This is a genomic window from Chryseobacterium sp. POE27, assembly GCF_039727685.1.
In the GTDB taxonomy this organism is placed as follows: Bacteria; Bacteroidota; Bacteroidia; order Flavobacteriales; family Weeksellaceae; genus Chryseobacterium.
This window is the reverse complement of sequence record NZ_CP152475.1, coordinates 1,574,378-1,592,200: the sequence shown is the minus strand read 5'-3', so window position 1 is coordinate 1,592,200 and position 17,823 is coordinate 1,574,378. Positions and strand designations below refer to the sequence as shown.

16 protein-coding genes are annotated in these 17,823 nt (G+C 35.3%); all 16 read left to right on the top strand.

The window, feature by feature from the left end:
- The 16 genes from AAHI02_RS07405 to AAHI02_RS07330 all read left to right on the top strand — a co-directional run bounded on the left by AAHI02_RS07405 (position 1) and on the right by AAHI02_RS07330 (position 17,695).
- Positions 1-666 carry a hypothetical protein gene (locus tag AAHI02_RS07405; RefSeq protein WP_072410593.1) on the top strand — a complete coding sequence of 222 codons (666 nt, stop codon included), beginning with the start codon at positions 1-3 and terminating at the stop codon, positions 664-666.
- A 6-nt stretch (positions 667-672) separates the two neighbouring features.
- The gene (locus AAHI02_RS07400) at positions 673-1,503 is read left to right on the top strand and encodes a hypothetical protein (protein WP_346986141.1); all 831 of its coding nucleotides are present in this window, start codon (positions 673-675) and stop codon (positions 1,501-1,503) included.
- 2 nt (positions 1,504-1,505) lie between these two features.
- Entirely contained in the window at positions 1,506-2,741 is a 1,236-nt protein-coding gene (locus tag AAHI02_RS07395) for a hypothetical protein (protein ID WP_219242472.1), read from the top strand.
- Positions 2,742-2,795: 54 nt separating this feature from the next.
- Positions 2,796-3,410 carry a conjugative transposon protein TraK gene (gene traK, locus AAHI02_RS07390; RefSeq protein WP_034975926.1) on the top strand — a complete coding sequence of 205 codons (615 nt, stop codon included), beginning with the start codon at positions 2,796-2,798 and terminating at the stop codon, positions 3,408-3,410.
- Position 3,411: 1 nt separating this feature from the next.
- Positions 3,412-3,765 (top strand): hypothetical protein, encoded by a 354-nt coding sequence (locus AAHI02_RS07385; RefSeq protein ID WP_028123304.1) that lies wholly within the window; start codon positions 3,412-3,414, stop codon positions 3,763-3,765.
- Positions 3,755-3,976, top strand: coding sequence for a hypothetical protein (locus AAHI02_RS07380; protein WP_346986140.1), 222 nt, complete (start codon positions 3,755-3,757; stop codon positions 3,974-3,976). The genes AAHI02_RS07385 and AAHI02_RS07380 overlap by 11 nt, the downstream gene beginning before the upstream one ends.
- Complete coding sequence (traM, locus tag AAHI02_RS07375) at positions 3,948-4,970, top strand: conjugative transposon protein TraM (protein WP_346986139.1); 1,023 nt, start codon at positions 3,948-3,950, stop codon at positions 4,968-4,970. Before AAHI02_RS07380 ends, traM begins: the two co-directional genes overlap by 29 nt.
- A gap of 4 nt (positions 4,971-4,974) precedes the next feature.
- Positions 4,975-5,844, top strand: coding sequence for a DUF4138 domain-containing protein (locus tag AAHI02_RS07370; protein WP_028123306.1), 870 nt, complete (start codon positions 4,975-4,977; stop codon positions 5,842-5,844).
- Between the two features lie 10 nt (positions 5,845-5,854).
- Positions 5,855-6,211 (top strand): hypothetical protein, encoded by a 357-nt coding sequence (locus AAHI02_RS07365; RefSeq protein WP_028123307.1) that lies wholly within the window; start codon positions 5,855-5,857, stop codon positions 6,209-6,211.
- Positions 6,211-8,202, top strand: a complete 1,992-nt coding sequence (locus AAHI02_RS07360) for a type IV secretory system conjugative DNA transfer family protein (protein ID WP_034975924.1) — start codon at positions 6,211-6,213, stop codon at positions 8,200-8,202. The genes AAHI02_RS07365 and AAHI02_RS07360 overlap by 1 nt, the downstream gene beginning before the upstream one ends.
- Before the next feature lies 1 nt (position 8,203).
- A complete protein-coding gene (locus AAHI02_RS07355) occupies positions 8,204-9,076 on the top strand; it encodes a M23 family metallopeptidase (RefSeq protein WP_051879935.1) in 873 nt (290 codons plus the stop codon).
- On the top strand, positions 9,069-9,776 hold the full coding sequence (locus tag AAHI02_RS07350; RefSeq protein WP_034975922.1) for a hypothetical protein: 708 nt from the start codon (positions 9,069-9,071) through the stop codon (positions 9,774-9,776). Before AAHI02_RS07355 ends, AAHI02_RS07350 begins: the two co-directional genes overlap by 8 nt.
- Before the next feature lie 17 nt (positions 9,777-9,793).
- Positions 9,794-11,776 (top strand): hypothetical protein, encoded by a 1,983-nt coding sequence (locus AAHI02_RS07345; RefSeq protein WP_051879934.1) that lies wholly within the window; start codon positions 9,794-9,796, stop codon positions 11,774-11,776.
- A 79-nt stretch (positions 11,777-11,855) separates the two neighbouring features.
- Positions 11,856-12,263 carry a hypothetical protein gene (locus AAHI02_RS07340; protein WP_346986138.1) on the top strand — a complete coding sequence of 136 codons (408 nt, stop codon included), beginning with the start codon at positions 11,856-11,858 and terminating at the stop codon, positions 12,261-12,263.
- Between the two features lie 52 nt (positions 12,264-12,315).
- A complete protein-coding gene (locus AAHI02_RS07335) occupies positions 12,316-12,486 on the top strand; it encodes a hypothetical protein (RefSeq protein WP_346986137.1) in 171 nt (56 codons plus the stop codon).
- Complete coding sequence (locus AAHI02_RS07330; protein ID WP_346986136.1) at positions 12,446-17,695, top strand: helicase-related protein; 5,250 nt, start codon at positions 12,446-12,448, stop codon at positions 17,693-17,695. Before AAHI02_RS07335 ends, AAHI02_RS07330 begins: the two co-directional genes overlap by 41 nt.
- Positions 17,696-17,823 lie beyond the last annotated feature (128 nt).

Genomic DNA, 17,823 nt, shown 5'->3' with positions numbered 1-17,823 from the left:
ATGAAAAAAATATTTTTTTCCGGAGTTTTTTTCTTCTCTGTTGCATCTGTAAAAAGCCAGCAAATAGTGATTAACGACAAACTTCTGTCACAGATCACCGTAAACCACGGTGTTCGATTAGGAAGCGAACAGGCTTTTCTGGATTCCTATGAAAAGCAAAAAGAATTGTATGATGATATCAACAATAAAATCACGCAGATCATTGCGATTCAGGAATACATCTATCAACAACTGAAAAATGTGAATTCAGCCTTGACCCAGAGCAAAAAACTCATTTATCTCTATCAATATTTGGGTAAAATAGTAACGAACTCCAATAAAATGCTGGATCTATCAGCACAGCATCCTGAATATTCGGTACTCATTTCAAAATATTATGTTGAAATCGGGAAGCAGACGACGAAACTTCAGCAGGAAGTTACGCAGGACATTCTAAATGAGGAAAAAGATTTTCTAATGGACGCAATGGATAGGGAAATGCTGATTGAAAAGATTTTTACAAGGGTCAGAAATATCAACGGAAATATTCTGTACATCAATTTACGATTAGAGAATGCCAAGAAAATCCCTTATCTGTATCAGGTTCCGGTGCTTCGTAATTACATCAATATAGACAAAGCCATTGTTGGCGACATCATCACCAAATACCATTACCTCTTTAATTAAAAAATTATGGAAAATCTACTAAAAAAAATCAGCCTATTTCAGTTCATCTTGATTACAGGCAGTGTGTTTGGACAAGTCAGCGTCAAGAGATTAAATGATCCTTCCATTGTTGCCCAGCATAAAAGAATGGTCTTTCAAGATTGGGGAGATTGGAGACCATATCCAAAATACTTTTTAGGAATCCAAACCAATTTTGCCTACGCAACGGTGTGGGGAATTTGGGCTCCAAAAATCAACAGGGATTATAAGGATGGGGAAGACATTCGTCCATTAAAACCGACAGGAGTTCAAAATCAAAGGTTTGCCCAGCTAAAGTTTCAAGAGGAAGAAGCAAAAAAGATAAAAGCAGCTTCAGATACCATTCATAAAAGGAGCGTTCAGGATTTTGCCCATTGGACGTCCGCTACTGTCGATGCCGATCCTCTTTGGCTATTGTATTACAAACGAATGCTAAAACCTATTACTGAATTTCCCGATACACCTCAAAATTTTATCGAGTGGCGACTGAAAGACCTGCAAACGTTTGAAACACTCAGCTCAACAGGAGCATTAAAAAGACTTCAGGAAGAACTGGATCTCATCAAAGAAAAATATTCAATGTCCAGAAGTATGGATATGCCAAGGGGAAAAAGGTTCATTATGTACCACGAAACCCTTATCAAATGGCGAAAATTTGTTCAGGAATTAAGGAAGCACAACAACAAGACAACACTTCTTACAGATTACAAGAATATTCTGAAAAACCATTCAAATTTTGCTTTGCCACCTGGTTGGACACCCGCTTCAGACCAGCAAATTGTTCAAAATTTGATGAATCATTATAAACACCGATTTTAAAAATGAATAAAACGATAACATTAACTTTTTGCTTATTAACAATTCTTTTACCTGTTATGGGTTTCGCCCAGACAGACGGTGATTACAGCAATCTACTCCAATTTTTAAAGGGAGATGGTGCCTTTGAAAAGTGGTTTATGGAAGTTTTTACAAAACTGGACAACAGTGTGCAGGATAGCGCCGCCGGTTCAGCTTTGGTAGGAAAAGCAATAGGCGGTTTAGGCGCTCTGATGTACCTCGGGTACATGGGTTGGCAAATGGCAGCCGGAGATAGAGAATGGGAAATCACACCGATGTTGAAACCAATTCTTATCGGATTTACCCTTGTTTACTGGAGTGGATTTGTCAGTATGATTCAAGCGCCATTTGAGGCCATTGCCGAACCCGGAATCTCAATTTTCAACGATATAGAATCGGAAGTCAATGATTTACGGGTCAAGAGATTTAAAAAGCAGCAACAATTACTGGATGCTGTCATCAAATTAAAGGCGGAAGAAGATGCCAAACAAGAAGTCATTGAGAATACTACTGAAGATGCGGATGATTCGTGGTATGACATCAGCGAAGGATTGGATAAACTCATTCAGCCCATCAAGGAATGGTCGATAAGAATGGAGTTCCAAATGCAAAAATTAGTAGCAGAACTCATTGAATTTTGTTGTCTTTCCATTCTTCGGATTTGTGTATATCTCATTTTCTTCATTCAAAAAATATGGTCTTACATTTTAATTATTTTGGGGCCGATAGCTGTTGGAATGGCTCTTATTCCCGGATTTGAAAATTCATTATACAGTTGGGTATCAAAATTCATCAACATTAATCTTTACACTTTTGTTGCCTATACGATCATCAACATCGGTCAGCAATTGATCGCTTCCGGTTATACAATGGAGATCGAAAGGTATGATACCTTATTATCCAATGGAACCATTACCAACTTAGACGCTTTGATGGTCTATGTGAGCAACTCCGGAATGATCTACAATCAGCTTTTCACCTGTGTTGCCTATGTTGTTACGGGAATCGGAGTACTAATGACCCCAACCATTGCAGACAGTATTGTTTCTGCAGGAGGGGCGGGAGCAATGACGAAAATGAAAAGTGCAGCAGGAAAAATGGCAAGCAGTGCTAAAACAGCAATATTGGCTGCCAAAACAGGAGGAGCTTCTGTAGCAGCAAGTGCAGCAGCAGGTTCAGCATCAGGCAGAGTTCAAAGAGCGATGAAAAAAGGAAAATAAATGTTGTACGAATGACCAACAACCAAACATTATCAACCAACAACTAAAATAAAGATGCTTATCAAAAATATAGAACAAAGAATCAAGATCAACAAGGTCATTTCTTTATCCACCATTGCTTTTGCTGTTTTCATTGTCATTGCCGGATTTTTCTTTGCATACAGAATGATCGAGGATTCCAGAAAATCAATTTACATTTTAGACAATGGCGTTCCGGTTCTTGCCAAGCAGACTGATGTCCTGCTGAACCGACCTGTTGAATATAAAGCTCAAATTGAATTATTCCACAGATTGTTTTTCACACTCGCTCCCGATGATACCTATATCAAGGATAATATTCAAAAGTCATTGTATCTTATTGATGACAGCGGAAAAAAGGAATATACGAACCTAAGGGAAAAAGGATTTTACAATCAAATAATAGCTTCCAGTTCGATGGTCAGTATCCATACCGATTCGATTACGCTTAGTATGGAACAAAAGAAATTTAGCTTTTTCGGTAAGCAGATGATCACAAGAAAATCTTCTGTCATTACGAGGAAGCTCATCACCGAAGGTTTCTTTGAAGACATCATCAGAAGTCCCAATAATCCTCACGGTGTGATTCTTAAAAACTGGCGAATCATCAATAACGAGGAACTGTCCAATCAAAATAAAAATTCTTACTAAAATGGAAACTACATTAAAACAAAAGGGTCAGAAATGGCTGCAGTGGGCAGTTCAAAATCCAAAGAAATTCTTCACGTATTCAATGATTCTACTGTCGGTTTCATTTATAGGGTCTCTAATTCAAGGTATCTTTTTCCCTTCCGAAACAGCATTTAAAATAAGACCTCCGGTTCTCTATTCTAAAAATAAGTCGAGTCAAAATCTATCTGTCAACAATGATAAAGAGATGGAAAAAATAGTACAAGAACTGAAAACTTTAAAAGTGAAAAGAGACAAAAACGCACTGAAAAAAGAAGACAGTTTACGAATTGACTACTTGTTCAACCAATACCAAAAATTAAAAAATGGACATTAAAAAAATAAATTTTAAAGAAAAAAAATATGTTCTGCCTCTTTTGGCTCTGCCATTTCTTTTTCTTTTCGGCTACGTAGGAGCACAGTTTCTCAAAGAAGATACTTCTGAAAAAAATAAACCAAAAGAATTGTCACTATCACTCGGCGATACGCAAGATTCCATTATGACCAAAAATGATGCGTATGATGCTTTTTTCAAAAAAAGAGGATAACAGAACGATGCTTGGTGGTTTGGATAAAGAAGAAGATAGTTTATTGAACTATGATGACCAATTGTCACTGGACCAAAAAAGAAAAATTGACTCCTTAAAAGCAGAAAACGGAAGACAAAACAGATACCAGGCAAAAGAAAATCAATCCTCGTATTACAAACCAAATCAATCACAGAGGGATGACAAAGATTACAACAGGTCTTCAGAAATCATTAAAATGCTGAATGACAAATCTTACGGGAACCAAGAAGATAAATACGCAGATACACCAAAAGAAAAGACACAAAGTGTCCAACCAGACCCTGTAAAATATCTGAAAGAACAAATGCTCGTGATGGATTCTTTAGAAAAATCCCGTGATCCTGAGTACCAAAGTAAACTCGCAGCAGAACAAAAACTGAAGTCCAATAAAGAGAAAATGGAAGATTTTCTTAATTCAACTTTCAATGTGAGCAAATCCGGAATCAACAGTGGTTTCAATGCTTTCTATAAGGAGAAAGAAAACAGCTTTATCAAAGCGGTCATTGACGAAAATAACAAAGGCTTTCTTGGAAGCAGGATTAGGTTCCGATTGTTGGAAGACATCTTTGTCGGGAACAAAAAAATAATCAAAGGTTCGATATTATACGGACAAATCTCAGGATTTTCAATGCAGAGAGTCAATCTCAACATTGTATCTGTATTCACAAAAGGAGAAATCTATCCTGTCAATCTTTCGATTTATGATGTTGACGGGATGAAGGGATTGTACGTTCCGCAAAGCGTTTTCAGAGATATGATGCGGGAAATGGGAAGTAACTCAGTACAAGGAACTCAGATGGATATGGGCGGAAAAGGATTTTTCTCAAGCATTGGATCCAGCCTGTTTACATCAACATCTAAATCTATTGCCAACCTGATCAAAGAAAATAAAGCAAAACTGAAATACAACTCATATGTCTTTTTGATCGACGAAAATCAATTGAAAGATTCACAAAACCAACAAAAAAAATAAAACAATGAGAACTTTATTATACACCCTTTTAATATTCACAGCTCAATTTTTCACGGCTCAAACTGCAACCAAAGAACAGATTGTTTCCGATTTACCTGAGATTGAAATTACCGAAGGCATCAACCTGCATATTATCTCGCCTGAGCCCATTCAGTACGTGGATTTGTCAACAGAAAAACTGACTGGAGATTTGCCTTCTACAAACATTGCCAGAATAAAGATCACAGACCATCCTGATTCTGACGAGAAAGGAAAAATCAATATACCTTCCGTTTTTGTTAATGGAAATACTATTGGGATCATTACCGTTGTCGCACAATCTTTCATTGCACAGTATAAAGTGGTGCATAGAAATCAGGATAACCTCAATACGATTACCAATATTCATATACAGCCCGAAGCGATGCAGCCTGTAGAATTTGATAAAATGGTGTTCTCTAATCTTGAACTGAGAAAATTTTCGATGGATATTATTCGAAAAAAATCTGAAAAAAATCCGATTAGAGAAGAAAAAAATCTAAAACTCAGCTTCCAGCTCAATAATGTCTATGTGATGAGTGCTTATATTTTTTTAGATATGACCATCAAGAATAATTCTAATCTGAACTATGATATTGAGGATTTGAAATTCTCCTTGGAAGACAAAAAAATACACAAAGCCACCAATAACCAAAGTGTAGATCTAACACCCATTTTACAGCTCAATCCGCAGAAACACTTCAGAAAAAATTTCAGGAATATTTATGTTTTCAAAAAATTCACTTACCCAAACAGTAAAGTGATGATGATTCGCTTGATTGAAGAACAGCTCTCGGGGCGCACCATAGAAATGAAAGTCAACTATTCAGATATTCTGAAAGCAGATACCTTTTAATATTAAGACTATGGAAAATTTTACAGTTATGCTGTGTTTTGCACTGGTGATATTACTATTTACCTACCATTCTGTTGCTATAATTATTATTTATAAAAAACGAAAAGAATTTATCATTGCCTATAAAAGGGTGTTAAACCTTAAAGATTGGTGTGATAAAATATCTGAAGAGCCAGGTCACTCATACATTATCGAGAGTGTCGAAAAAAGAGGAAATGAATTAATAAATAAATTGAATCTGTTGAATGCCAAACTTGTTAAAATACAGGAACATCATAAAAATTTGCAGGAACGGCAACAGAAGCTACACGATAGTTTACTGGAAGAACACAAATTACTGAATCAATATTTCGAAAATTATTCTTAATGCAAGAGCAACAACACCAAATAAAGATCTATGGCTTTCTACAAAAAGCGGTGTACGCAGTCGTAGCACTCGATTGTGCTTCGCTTTTCTACCTTAATGCCAATGTTCCGGTAGTATCAAACTTGTTGAAAAATTTTTCAAAGTTGAGTTTTATCTACCCCCCTATCAATGCCAAATTTGCAACATTGATTCTGATTGGATTAGTGGCTGTCGGAACAAAAGCCAAGAAAAAGAAAGACCTTAATATTAGTAAAGAGATTATTGCTCCTATGATTTTGGGATTGCTGATGATTTTTTCTTCACTGGTTTGGCAGAATGAGGCAGGAAATGAAAAACTTCCAAGAGTGTTTCCCGGATTTAATCTCTATCAGGGAATCTATGCAGTTCTTTCTTTTTTAGGGGCAGTTATTCTTCAAATGGGTGCAGATAGTATTTCAAAACTGATGCAGCAGAAAATGGGAAAAGACCGATGGAATGTTGAAGAAGAATCTTTCGACCAAAATCAGGAATTGGTAACATCGGATGTCACAATCAATATTCCATACTTGTTCCGTTACAAAAACAAAAGCAATAAAGGTTGGATGAACATCAATCCTTTTAGAGGAACGATGGTCATTGGAACACCAGGTTCTGGTAAATCTTTTGGTGTGATCAATCCTGCCATAAGACAAATGATTGCAAAAGGTTTCTGTCTCTGCATCTACGATTTTAAATTTCCTGATCTAGCACAGATTGCATACTACCATTATTTGTTGAAAAAAAGTAAGGAAGCAGACTACGATTACAATTTCCACGTCATTAATCTGAAAGAGGTTGAAAAATCAAAACGAGTCAATCCATTTCACAAAAAGTACATCCAAACTTTAGCAGAAGCCCAGGAAATGGCAGAATCAATGGTTTCATCTCTACAGAAGGGAGGTTCGAGTTCCGGAGGTGGTTCTGAAGCTTTCTTTACCCAATCCGCCATCAATTTTCTGTCTTCCTGTATTTATTTTTTTGCAACATTTGAAAATGGAAAATATTCTGATCTGCCTCATATTCTTTCCTTTATGAACCGCAGTTATAAAGAAATTTTTGACACACTTTTTACCAACGAAGAAATTTTCTCTTTGCTTTCGCCTTTCAAAACGGCGTATGACAACAAAGCGTTTGATCAGCTGGAAGGACAAATTGGAACTTTGAAAATATTCCTTTCCCGATTGGCAACTAAAGAAAGCTTTTGGGTGTTTTCGGGAGATGAAGTGGAATTGAAGATTACTGATCGTGAAAATCCATCCATTATCATATTAGCATCAGATCCGGGAACACAGGATATTAACTCAGCCCTTTATTCCTCGGTGTTAAACAGGACTTTAAGATTGATCAATTCCAAGCACAATTTACCGGGAGGAATTATCGCAGACGAATTTCCGACGATTTATATTCATAAAATTGATAACATCGTGGCCACTGCAAGAAGCAATAAAGTTGCTGTAATGCTTGGATTACAAGAAATTCCGCAGCTCAGACAGTTCTACAAAAAAGAAGTTGCAGATACTATTTCTGCGATTGTTGGAAATATTATTTCCGGTTCTGCCAGAGACAAAAATACATTGGATTGGTTGGAAAAACTATTTGGGAAAATTAAACAGAAATCATACTCACAATCAATTTCACAGCAAGGGACGACCACCAGTATTAATGAAAAGATGGACAATATGATTCCTGCCGGAAAAATTGCGGCTCTGAAAACCGGAGAAATGGTTGGAATGATCGCACAGGGAGAAGAAAATGATGCTGAGGAATATAAAACGTCTGCAATTAGTGGTAAAATTAACCTGGATATGAAAGCGATTCAAGAAGAAGAAAAAAACTATGTTAAAATGCCATCTTATTACTCTTTTGTAGATAAAAAAGGGGTTAACCGCAAAGAAGAAGTGCTGATGACCAACTTTAGAAAGATCAACAAAGAAGTGGAACTCATTGTGAATGAAAATATTAAAGCTGCGTAAAATGAAAAAACTAAAATACACATTTACATTGATGGCGCTGTTTTACAGCTGCTTATGCTTTGCCCAATTCAATACGATTACACCAACAATACCGAAAAAATCTGAAAATCCAAAGGTATCCGAAAAATCTAATATTGAAGATCCGGTAAAACAAAAGAAGGCTAAGAAATCTTGGAAGCAAGTTTTAAATATCACCACAAAATCAGATTTAAAAAATGAAACCAAAGGTTCGACGAAGTGGTTAACGAGTCAAATAGATTCACTGAAAACACTGATTAAAGAGTATAGCAGTGTAAAAGAAATACGAAAAAATGAGTTTGAAAAACTGAAAGATTCTTTGATGCTGCAAGCACAAAATAGAGTAGAAGAAACAAAGAAAGCATCAAAAAAACAAAACTTTTTTACAACGTATGATTTTGTAGACGAACCTGCAGCATCTTTTTCAAAAATTGTAATGCCTCTTAAAAACAAGATCACCATTACATCTTCTTATGGGACAAGAACTCATCCTATTTTCGGAACAAAAAAAACGCACAACGGCATCGACCTTAAAGCCAGTTATGAGAATGTCTATTCTGTAATGGATGGAATTGTTACAGCAACCGGTTGGGATTCTAAAGGCGGAGGGAATTTCATAAAGGTAAAACATTTTAACCGTTTCGAAACTTCCTATCTACATCTTTCAGAAATGTATTATCGAGCTGGAGAAATAGTAAAAGCTGGATTTGTCATCGGAAAAAGCGGGAATACCGGAAACTCCACAGGACCACATCTGCATTTTTCGGTGAAAGAATTCGGACAAAACATCAATCCTTCTCATTTTTTAAATGACCTCATAAAAGTAAACAATTTAATAGCAACATACAATGAATAACATAACCTTACCTACCGATGAACTGAAAAAATACGGAATTATTAATGAGGATAATTCTTTCTCTAAAAAGCTAAATATAGAGGATGTTCAGAAATTTCTGCAAGGATATACCATCGTTGCAGACCACGACAAAAACAGGGCGACTTTTCAGCTGACTGATAATAATACTAAACTGAAGGTCATCTTTTTGGAAAGAGATAAAAGTATTTCTGACATCCTCGAAAACAGTAAAAATAATATTCAATATACTGATGTCAAGAATGTTTCTAAATCTGAAAATGAACTGAGTTTCGAAAAAAAAGCTTTCATTTTTGACAAAGAGACCGAAAAAGTAGTTGAATTTGATTTCATTAAAAATGCAAGAGAATTGACCGCAATTATTGCAGATAAAAAAAATACAGAAGAACTTAACCGTTACATAGCAGAACTTCTAAAACTTAAATCTTTTCTGCAAGATAAAATTGTTCAGTTCCCAGAAATGGCAAAAGAAATTACGAATGATTTGAATATTGTATCCAAAGAATTTAATACAGTTGCTGGAATCTCTGAAAAGCAAAATCACTCTCAAAAGCAGGAAAAATCAGATTTACAACTAAATGTGAACGACCCTGATGTCTATCAGGATGCCAATCGAATGAGAGATGAGGAAAGCCAAGAGCAGGACGAGGAAATACCAAAGTCAAGAGGTTTTAGAAGATAGCTTAATAGGTGGAAAAAATGGAAGACAATCTAACCTGGTTTGATAAGAATATAGTTCCCAGAACGAAGGCTTATAAAAATTTTGTGAAGGAAATTGAAAACACTTCACCTGAACAGTTTTTTCGGGACGGAGAGAGGCTGTTTACCGATAGAGAGAAAAAGTTTATGGCAATTCATCAATCTAAGGGAAAAGAATTTATTCAAGGTTCAAATTTTACATTGAAAACATTTTTCAATTCAAATCAGGGTTTCCCTATTGAGGATAAATTTAATACTACCGCTGAATTAGTCAGATTTATTGAAAAGCAGCAACTAGCCAATAAACATTTGATTTTGCAAAATAACAGGGAGTCTACTGAAATTGCTATAAGTAATGAGTCCATAAAACAGAAATTTCTCTCTGATCTCTGGGCTCAGGAATTGGAGAAAAAAACTGATTTAAGTTCCGGATTGACCTATACGCAAATTGATGAAAAGCAAGCTCATCATTATCGAAATTATGAAGTTGAAGCTGTAAAGTTATCATTAGAAGGGGTTCATCAAATTGAAATGACTGATCTGGAAGAAAATGCAGACTTTTTTTCAGATGAAGGCTTTGAAGAAAATTTAACCCCTGCATCTGACCTTCCGGACGGCTGGACCTGGAACGATTACGATGATGGGAGTGGCTCGCTGAAGAGTCCAAGCGGTCATAGGTATTACAGCTATGATCTGCAAACTCAGGAATATACATTACCGTACGGTCGGCGAGAATGGACAGGTATGAGAGATTTTTATGATGCTCCAAAAAGTTTGAACGAATTCAAAAGCTATGTCGAAAACGACTTAAAAGCAAAAGCGGTGCAAAATAATCTTTATCCGAAACTTTCCGAAGAGGAAAAAAATGATATTCTCAAATACAGGATCTTTATGAAAGAAAACGAATTCATACTGGAGAACTTGCAGATCACAGCGAGCCAAAGAAAAGCTTATTCAGAGAAAATGGAATTCGGAACAACAGATGGAGATTATTCTCTTACAAAGGCACAAATGGACACAATCCCAAATGTTATTGATGGTCATACGTTGTCAAAAAATGACAAATACGAATTGGCTTTCGGCCTATTGGAAAAACAGCTATATGGGGAATCCTACGAATTATTGGATAGCGGTGAAATTCTAAAAAATTATCTGGATGAAAATGTTTTTTCAAGAAACAGAATATTAACAATGAATGATATAAAATTTAACAATCAAACCCCAAACATTATGGAAACACAGAACGAATATGAACCATCTCAGTATCCGAAATTTCAATTAAAATATCTTGGTTTCGGAGAAGGAGAACAACTGCACAAAGATTTAGAAAACGGAATTAATGCTCCCGAAAAAGAGTTCGAAATTAAAACCACTTCCGACAAAACGATGCCCGGAAATGAAATGGAATTCACGTTAAAATTCAATAAGATAGAAAATGGAAGTGTCTTTATGAATTTTTATAATGCTAAACTCACTAAAGCAAATGGCGACGTTATCTCCCACAATTTTCCTGTTAACAGGGTGAATACATTTACTGCTAAAGAAGCAGTCAACCTTTTGGAAGGGCGTACGGTAAAAATACAATTTCACAATCCGAAAACAGAAAAAATAGAACCTGCATTTGCCAAACTGAATTTTAACGAACCCAAAACCGAAAAAGGAAATTACAATTTCCAGAATTTTTACAAAAATTATGGAGTTGATACGGCTCAGATCGTAGAAAAATCCAAACTGATCTTCGATAAGCCGGAATGGAAGGAAAGTACCATAAAATCTTTGGAAAAAGGAAATATCGTGAAGGTAAAATTTGAATTGGATGATAAAGTAATAGAAGGCAAAGCGGTGCTGAATCCGCAATACAAAAATCTGAATCTGTATGATTCTGATATGAACAGAATCAATACCAACAAGCCTTTAGAAGGTTTGGAACAAGACAACAAGCACGAAAAAAATAACGTGAAAGAACAAAGTATTAAACGATAGATAACACTTACAACCAATCATTTATTTCCCAGCGGTAAGTCAAATTAATTAGGCTGCCGCTTTTTTAAACCCTATATCTATGAAAAAACTTTTAATACTACCCAGCTTGTTTTTTCTTTTTGTAAGCACTTCCTGCCACAAAGAAATCAAATCCGAAAAAGGAGGAATCGATGTTGTCTCCAATGTATATTTTGATGTTTCCAAAAATCTGAACAATATCCAAAGTTTTCATTTGTCAAGCCTTAATTATTCAGGAGATTCCATAATAGAAAGGATTCCGGATGTTGATGCTCCCGAAATAACCCAACAGATTTATTTCATTAAAGATTCATTGTGCTATACTATTGAAAATGAAAATCCCGGCAAAATTATTCTGTCAGACATCATAAAGAAACAAAAGCCGCTTTCGGTTGAAAAGAAAAAAGGAGGAACATTGTTTTCTCAGGAAAAAAATCCCCAATTACAGAAACAGAAAAAATCTGAATGATACGGTTTTGTTTAAGAAAAAATACAAACGATTTGAAATCAACTCACCTTGGATGTACACCCGGTTTTACATTTATCCAACGGATACTATTTTACCGTACTCTATTTACAAACACGCGGAAAAGGACTACCACGGAAGGCTCGAAAGGATTGATTCTTACAATAAAAAAGACGGACATATTCGTGACGCTTCAATTAATATCAAGAAAAAACTGGGACAGTGAAGCCAAAGAAATTTTTGAATTTAACCACTTCATAAAAAACAGAAAAAAAGTGAAAGATGAAGATTTTTTTAATGAGATAAATGATGACATTTCTGTAGTTGAAGGAAATAAAAAGGAACTTATTGTTTTCACAAACAGTAAGGATATGCTTTCATTCTTGGAGCTTCTTCAATTGAACAAGCAAGTCAATAATAGAACAATTATTACCTTAAATTCCGGTTCCAATAGCAAAAAGTTCCTCAATAGATACCAGAATTATGATGGCAAAATGTTTTTATGTCTGAGCGGGGACAGAACAGGAAATGCAATAACCAGAAAAATTCTTACAGAATTTAATGGCAAAAATATCAAAGACGTTCGTCCGTTGTATGAAATTTCTGAAAATGGGAATCAAGACCTGACCGAATATTTAGAGAATAAACTCAATTTTCAAGATAAAAATACTAATTTAGTTGAACCAAAAATTTCTGAAAATGAAAGCAATGCAATTGAATCCGGAACAACATCCGATCCTCAGCAAGTGGGAAACGGAACACCTGAACAAAACACTGGAGAACTTGGCTCAAAAATCCAATCCGAGCAAAACGGAAGTTACGAAAGCGGACAAGCAGTGGGCAGCAACAATGCTGGAAATGGACTTGCAGGCACAGAACGGAGCGATTTGGGAAACCGAAACCGAGGAAGAGGATCCAATGGAGGAACACAACCGCAAAATGATGAAAAAAATGAGGGAAGAGAATATTCCTTGGGCGGAATCGTATCCGGGAGAGCTATATCCGATAGAAGAAGATCCGATAGAAGACCTTCCGAGGTAAGTGAAAATTCAACAAATAAGGTAGAGCTAGATGTTCTCATTTCAAAATATAAAGGGCGAAAACTTAATAATGAACAAGTTGCGGAAGTAGTTTCTGCAGCTTGTTTTGTTTCTAATGACAACAGAATTCTTCTCAAAGAAAATCTGAAAGTCACGGATGATTTAAAAGAAATCTGCAATCAATTCCAAAGTGGCGGAACCGCAAAAGAAGGCAGAGGGATTTTAGATGAATATTACACACAAGATAAAATTGTCGATGCAGTCCGCAATTTAATCAAAGACCATTTCAAAACTCAAAAAGAAATTTCTGTTTTAGAACCCAGCGTTGGTACAGGAAATTTTATCTATGCCACTCGCGAATTATCTGTAAATTCTAAAATTACAGGCTTTGAAATCAACGAAACCACGGCGAAAATTGCAAAAATTCTACATCCCGAAGTCGAGATCAACCTTCGTTCGTTTGAAACTGAATTTATTGATGACAGAGGTAATAAAAAAGACTCAAAAGATTTTTCAGAAAGATATGATTTGGTCATCGGAAATCCGCCTTATGGCGAACATCGTGGGCTTTACAAAGGATTAGGCGAAGAACCTAAAATTTCAAAATACGAAGATTATTTTGTTAAACGGTCATTAGATTCTTTGAAACCCAACGGCGTTTTGGCGATGGTTCTTCCATCAGGTTGGCTCAACCGACAAAAGAATTTACAGAATGCTAGTGTTTTGGAAGGTTTCCGTTTACCCAATGGCGCTTTTGCAGGAACACAAATCGGAACGGATATTATCATTCTCAAAAAAAACAATCACCAGATTTCTGCGGATATTTCCAAATATTTTGAAAATAATCACACAAGAGTTCTCGGGGAAAACCGTGAGAAAACCAATCGTTTTGGGCGTTTGGAAAATTATATCCACGGAAATTTGGATGAAGCTCTCTTTAAGATTGAACAATTTAAAAATAAAAAAGAAACCGAGAGAATCGGAAATCTTTTTGAAGATTTGTTTTTAGAAAATACTGAGTCCAATTCTGTTACAAAAGTTCCTGTAAAAAAAGAAATTATTGCGGAGAAAATAGATGAGTTGAATTTAACAGAAACTCAAGAAAAAATTGAATTGGTACTTTCTAAACTCAATAACATCAAGTTTAAATCTCCCACCATTACGACTGAAATAAGAAAGTATGAAAAACTGCGCGAAGATTTAATCACAAAACCAGCATCGTTTTCAGAAGAAAAATTAAAAGAATTGATAGAAAAAAGTGATAGAATAATTTCTATTCACAATACGAGAACTGAGAAGGAATATAAAGTCCAAACGGAGCCTTCCATAAAGAAAGGAATTTTAAAATATCAATTCTCCAAACAGGATGAAATTGTAAATACTTCCTTGCAAAATAGTTCAAACATTACGAAAGAACAAATTGAAGCATTCAGAGATACATCTTACGATGGAACGCTCAACAATCACGAAAAACATTCCAAATTTTCAAATTATTCTGATGGAGTTTGGATTCACGATTTTTATTATGCAGAAGGAAATATTTATGCGAAGTTAGAGCAGCTCGAAAAAGATTTTGCAGATAAAAATGCTGTTGGTGGAACGGAAAATCAGTACGAAAAACAAAAAGCATTATTAGAAAATGTTCTACCAAAAGCGAAATCTTTAGATGAAATTTATATCAGTCCGAACCACGAGTTCGTGCACAAATTTGAGTTAGGCCAAATAGAAAAAGACCAATATAATCATATTACAAAACGTACCGAATCAGTCATTGTAGATTACAATCTTGCGGAAAGATTCAAAGACTTTGTAGGCACTTTGTCAAGTGAAGCCTTTGCGGGTTCTTCAGCTTGGGAAGTGCGAAGCTTTGTAGATAATGAAACGGTTACAGGAAGCGATAAAGAGCGAAATGCGTTAGTCAGAGAAAGACGAAAAGCTGCTGCGAATGATTTGTTTTACAAATTTGTACGTGAAGAATTATCAGATGACATTAGAACTCGTTTTGTAAAAGATTTTAACCGCAATTACAATAACATCCACGTTCCGGATTATTCTAAATTCCCATTGTTTTCAAAGATTCATAAGAATTTCAAAGGAAAGGAATTTAGATTAGCAGAGGTTCAGAAGGCGGGAATCGGAAGACAGACCACAAAAGGCGTAGGACTTTTAGCGCACGAAGTGGGTTATGGAAAAACATTGTCCGGAATCCTTTCAATGCACGAAGCAATGGAAAGAGGAAATGCGAAAAGACCAATCATCGTAGTTCCGAATGACAGCATTATGAAACAATGGGTGGAAACGATTTTTGAAACGATTCCCAACGCGAAAGTTAATGTTTTAGGGAATTTGGGGAAAGATTATGACCTTTCAAAATTTGATAATAAAGACGGAGAAATAACCATCGTTACTTATGAAGGTTTTAACAATATTGGATTTTCATCAGAAATAACCGAAGAACTTTCGTCAAAATTCAGTTACATCTCTGCAAGTGAAATGAAGGGCGTTACCAATACCGAAAGAGACCTCCAAATTGAGTTTCAGAAAGAAAAGGAGATTGAGGGAAAAATGAAGCGTGGTAAAATCTATGACTGGGAAGATTTTGGATTCGACCATTTGACTTACGACGAAGTTCACAATGCCAATCATATTGTAGGAAAAGTAAAAATTGAGGACCGAAGATTTGCGTCCGATTTTAGAAGTCAAAACCAACAGACTTCCAAACTGGGAATCAATACCTGGATGGCAGCTCAGTACATTCAAGACAAAAACGACGGAAGAAATGTGACCTTGCTTTCCGCAACGCCTTTTACCAACAAGCCTTTGGAATATTATTCCATTCTTTCTTTAATAGCAAATAAAAGATTAGAAGAATCGGGATATTTCAACGTCAATACTTTCTTCGAGACCTTTATGGAAGCGGATAATGATATGGAAATTGATGCAAAGGGTGATGTGAAATTTAAAGCCAACGTTCGGAGATTTAAAAATAATTCGCTGTTTCAACAATTACTTTCGGAATTCATTGATATAAAAGGAGAAGAAGACAATCCTGAATTAATTCGTCCCAACAAAATTAACAAAGAATATAAAATTGAACAGAATGATCTCACAAGAGAACAGTATGAGCTGCTCAATGAAAATTTCAGTGAGACTGAAAAAGGAGCAATTTTAACACATATTCTCAATGCCAGATTGATTGCTATTTCACCGTATTTATCGCCATTTTATGATGGCGAAGAACCTTCAATAAAAAAATTCATAGAAAATTCTCCGAAGTTAAAAGACACGATGGATTTGATAAGGCAGAACAAAAAAGATCTTCCTGACTCAGGACAAATTGTGTATTCTGAATTAGCAGTTGCTCAGTTTCCAAAAATAAAAGAATATCTCATAACAGAAATTGGTTACAAACCCGAAGAAATCGGAATCATTACCGGGGCGACCAATAAAAACCAAAGAATTTCTATTCAAAATGATTTTAATGAAGGAAAAATAAAAGTAGTTATTGGAAGTGAAGCCATTCAGGAAGGAATGAACCTTCAGGAAAACACAACCGATGTTTATATGCTTACGTTGCCATATAATTTTACGTCACTCCGACAAGTGGAAGGACGAGCCTGGAGGCAAGGAAACAAGAACGAAAATGTGCGGGTTAATTTTATGCTGACCAATGACAGTATTGATGTGTTTATGCTTCAAAAACTGCAATCCAAACAGGCAAGATATTTAGAAGCAATGAAAAAAGGAGCCGATGTTTTGGATATTTCAGACATCAGGACTCAAGAATTAAAAACCTCCATCATTACCAATCCCGAAACCAGAGCCAATATCGAAATCGAACTCATTAAAAAGAAGATTGAAAGTGAAAAAAATAAACATTTGGCCGATAGTGCATTTGTTCTGAGAAAATATGAAGATGTTTTGAAAGTAAAAGAATTGGTAACCCAAGCCGAGCATTCATATAATAGAATTGAAGGCTATTCGAAAAATGGCGATGCAAATGCTGAATATTGGGCAACCCAATTACCATCATATCAAAAAACAATTGAACTTCATAAAGTTCAAGTACAAGAAGTAATTGAAAATTTAGCTCAGAAAGGAATAGATGTTACTCAAATTGAATATCAAACCAAAATGACTGAAGATAAAATTGCGGAACTGGATAAAAAGCTGGAAGAGCTTCCAGCAGTTAGAGAAAATTTAGTAGTTCAATACAGAATAGAAAAAGAGGAACAGCTTAAAGCGAATGAAAATAGAAATTATGTGAGAGAAAGAGCGAGGGAAAATACAGTTTTATATAACAATTTAACAACAGTAGATTTTATAGATAAAGTATTAAACCAAAAAGAGAATATTTACTTAGATAATTTTCAGAATGTTGTCCGAAGAAGGTAGTTATTTATTTGTATATAGCTTAGTAAGATATATTTATATTGATTGTTTAGTACGGATTATTAAAAGAGATTTGTGCTTTGTAAGATACTGTAGTATAAATAATTTTTTTTAAAAGTCTTGTTAGTAAT

Excerpts from the sequence above, each read along its gene's own strand:
- AAHI02_RS07370 (WP_028123306.1), top strand. The coding sequence starts at position 4,975 with ATGAGAACTTTATTATACACCCTTTTAATATTCACAGCTCAATTTTTC.
- AAHI02_RS07395 (WP_219242472.1), top strand. The coding sequence starts at position 1,506 with ATGAATAAAACGATAACATTAACTTTTTGCTTATTAACAATTCTTTTA.
- AAHI02_RS07385 (WP_028123304.1), top strand. The coding sequence starts at position 3,412 with ATGGAAACTACATTAAAACAAAAGGGTCAGAAATGGCTGCAGTGGGCA.
- AAHI02_RS07340 (WP_346986138.1), top strand. The coding sequence starts at position 11,856 with ATGAAAAAACTTTTAATACTACCCAGCTTGTTTTTTCTTTTTGTAAGC.
- AAHI02_RS07400 (WP_346986141.1), top strand. The coding sequence starts at position 673 with ATGGAAAATCTACTAAAAAAAATCAGCCTATTTCAGTTCATCTTGATT.
- AAHI02_RS07380 (WP_346986140.1), top strand. The coding sequence starts at position 3,755 with ATGGACATTAAAAAAATAAATTTTAAAGAAAAAAAATATGTTCTGCCT.
- AAHI02_RS07335 (WP_346986137.1), top strand. The coding sequence starts at position 12,316 with ATGTACACCCGGTTTTACATTTATCCAACGGATACTATTTTACCGTAC.
- AAHI02_RS07365 (WP_028123307.1), top strand. The coding sequence starts at position 5,855 with ATGGAAAATTTTACAGTTATGCTGTGTTTTGCACTGGTGATATTACTA.
- traK (WP_034975926.1), top strand. The coding sequence starts at position 2,796 with ATGCTTATCAAAAATATAGAACAAAGAATCAAGATCAACAAGGTCATT.
- traM (WP_346986139.1), top strand. The coding sequence starts at position 3,948 with ATGATGCTTTTTTCAAAAAAAGAGGATAACAGAACGATGCTTGGTGGT.
- AAHI02_RS07350 (WP_034975922.1), top strand. The coding sequence starts at position 9,069 with ATGAATAACATAACCTTACCTACCGATGAACTGAAAAAATACGGAATT.
- AAHI02_RS07345 (WP_051879934.1), top strand. The coding sequence starts at position 9,794 with ATGGAAGACAATCTAACCTGGTTTGATAAGAATATAGTTCCCAGAACG.
- AAHI02_RS07360 (WP_034975924.1), top strand. The coding sequence starts at position 6,211 with ATGCAAGAGCAACAACACCAAATAAAGATCTATGGCTTTCTACAAAAA.
- AAHI02_RS07405 (WP_072410593.1), top strand. The coding sequence starts at position 1 with ATGAAAAAAATATTTTTTTCCGGAGTTTTTTTCTTCTCTGTTGCATCT.
- AAHI02_RS07355 (WP_051879935.1), top strand. The coding sequence starts at position 8,204 with ATGAAAAAACTAAAATACACATTTACATTGATGGCGCTGTTTTACAGC.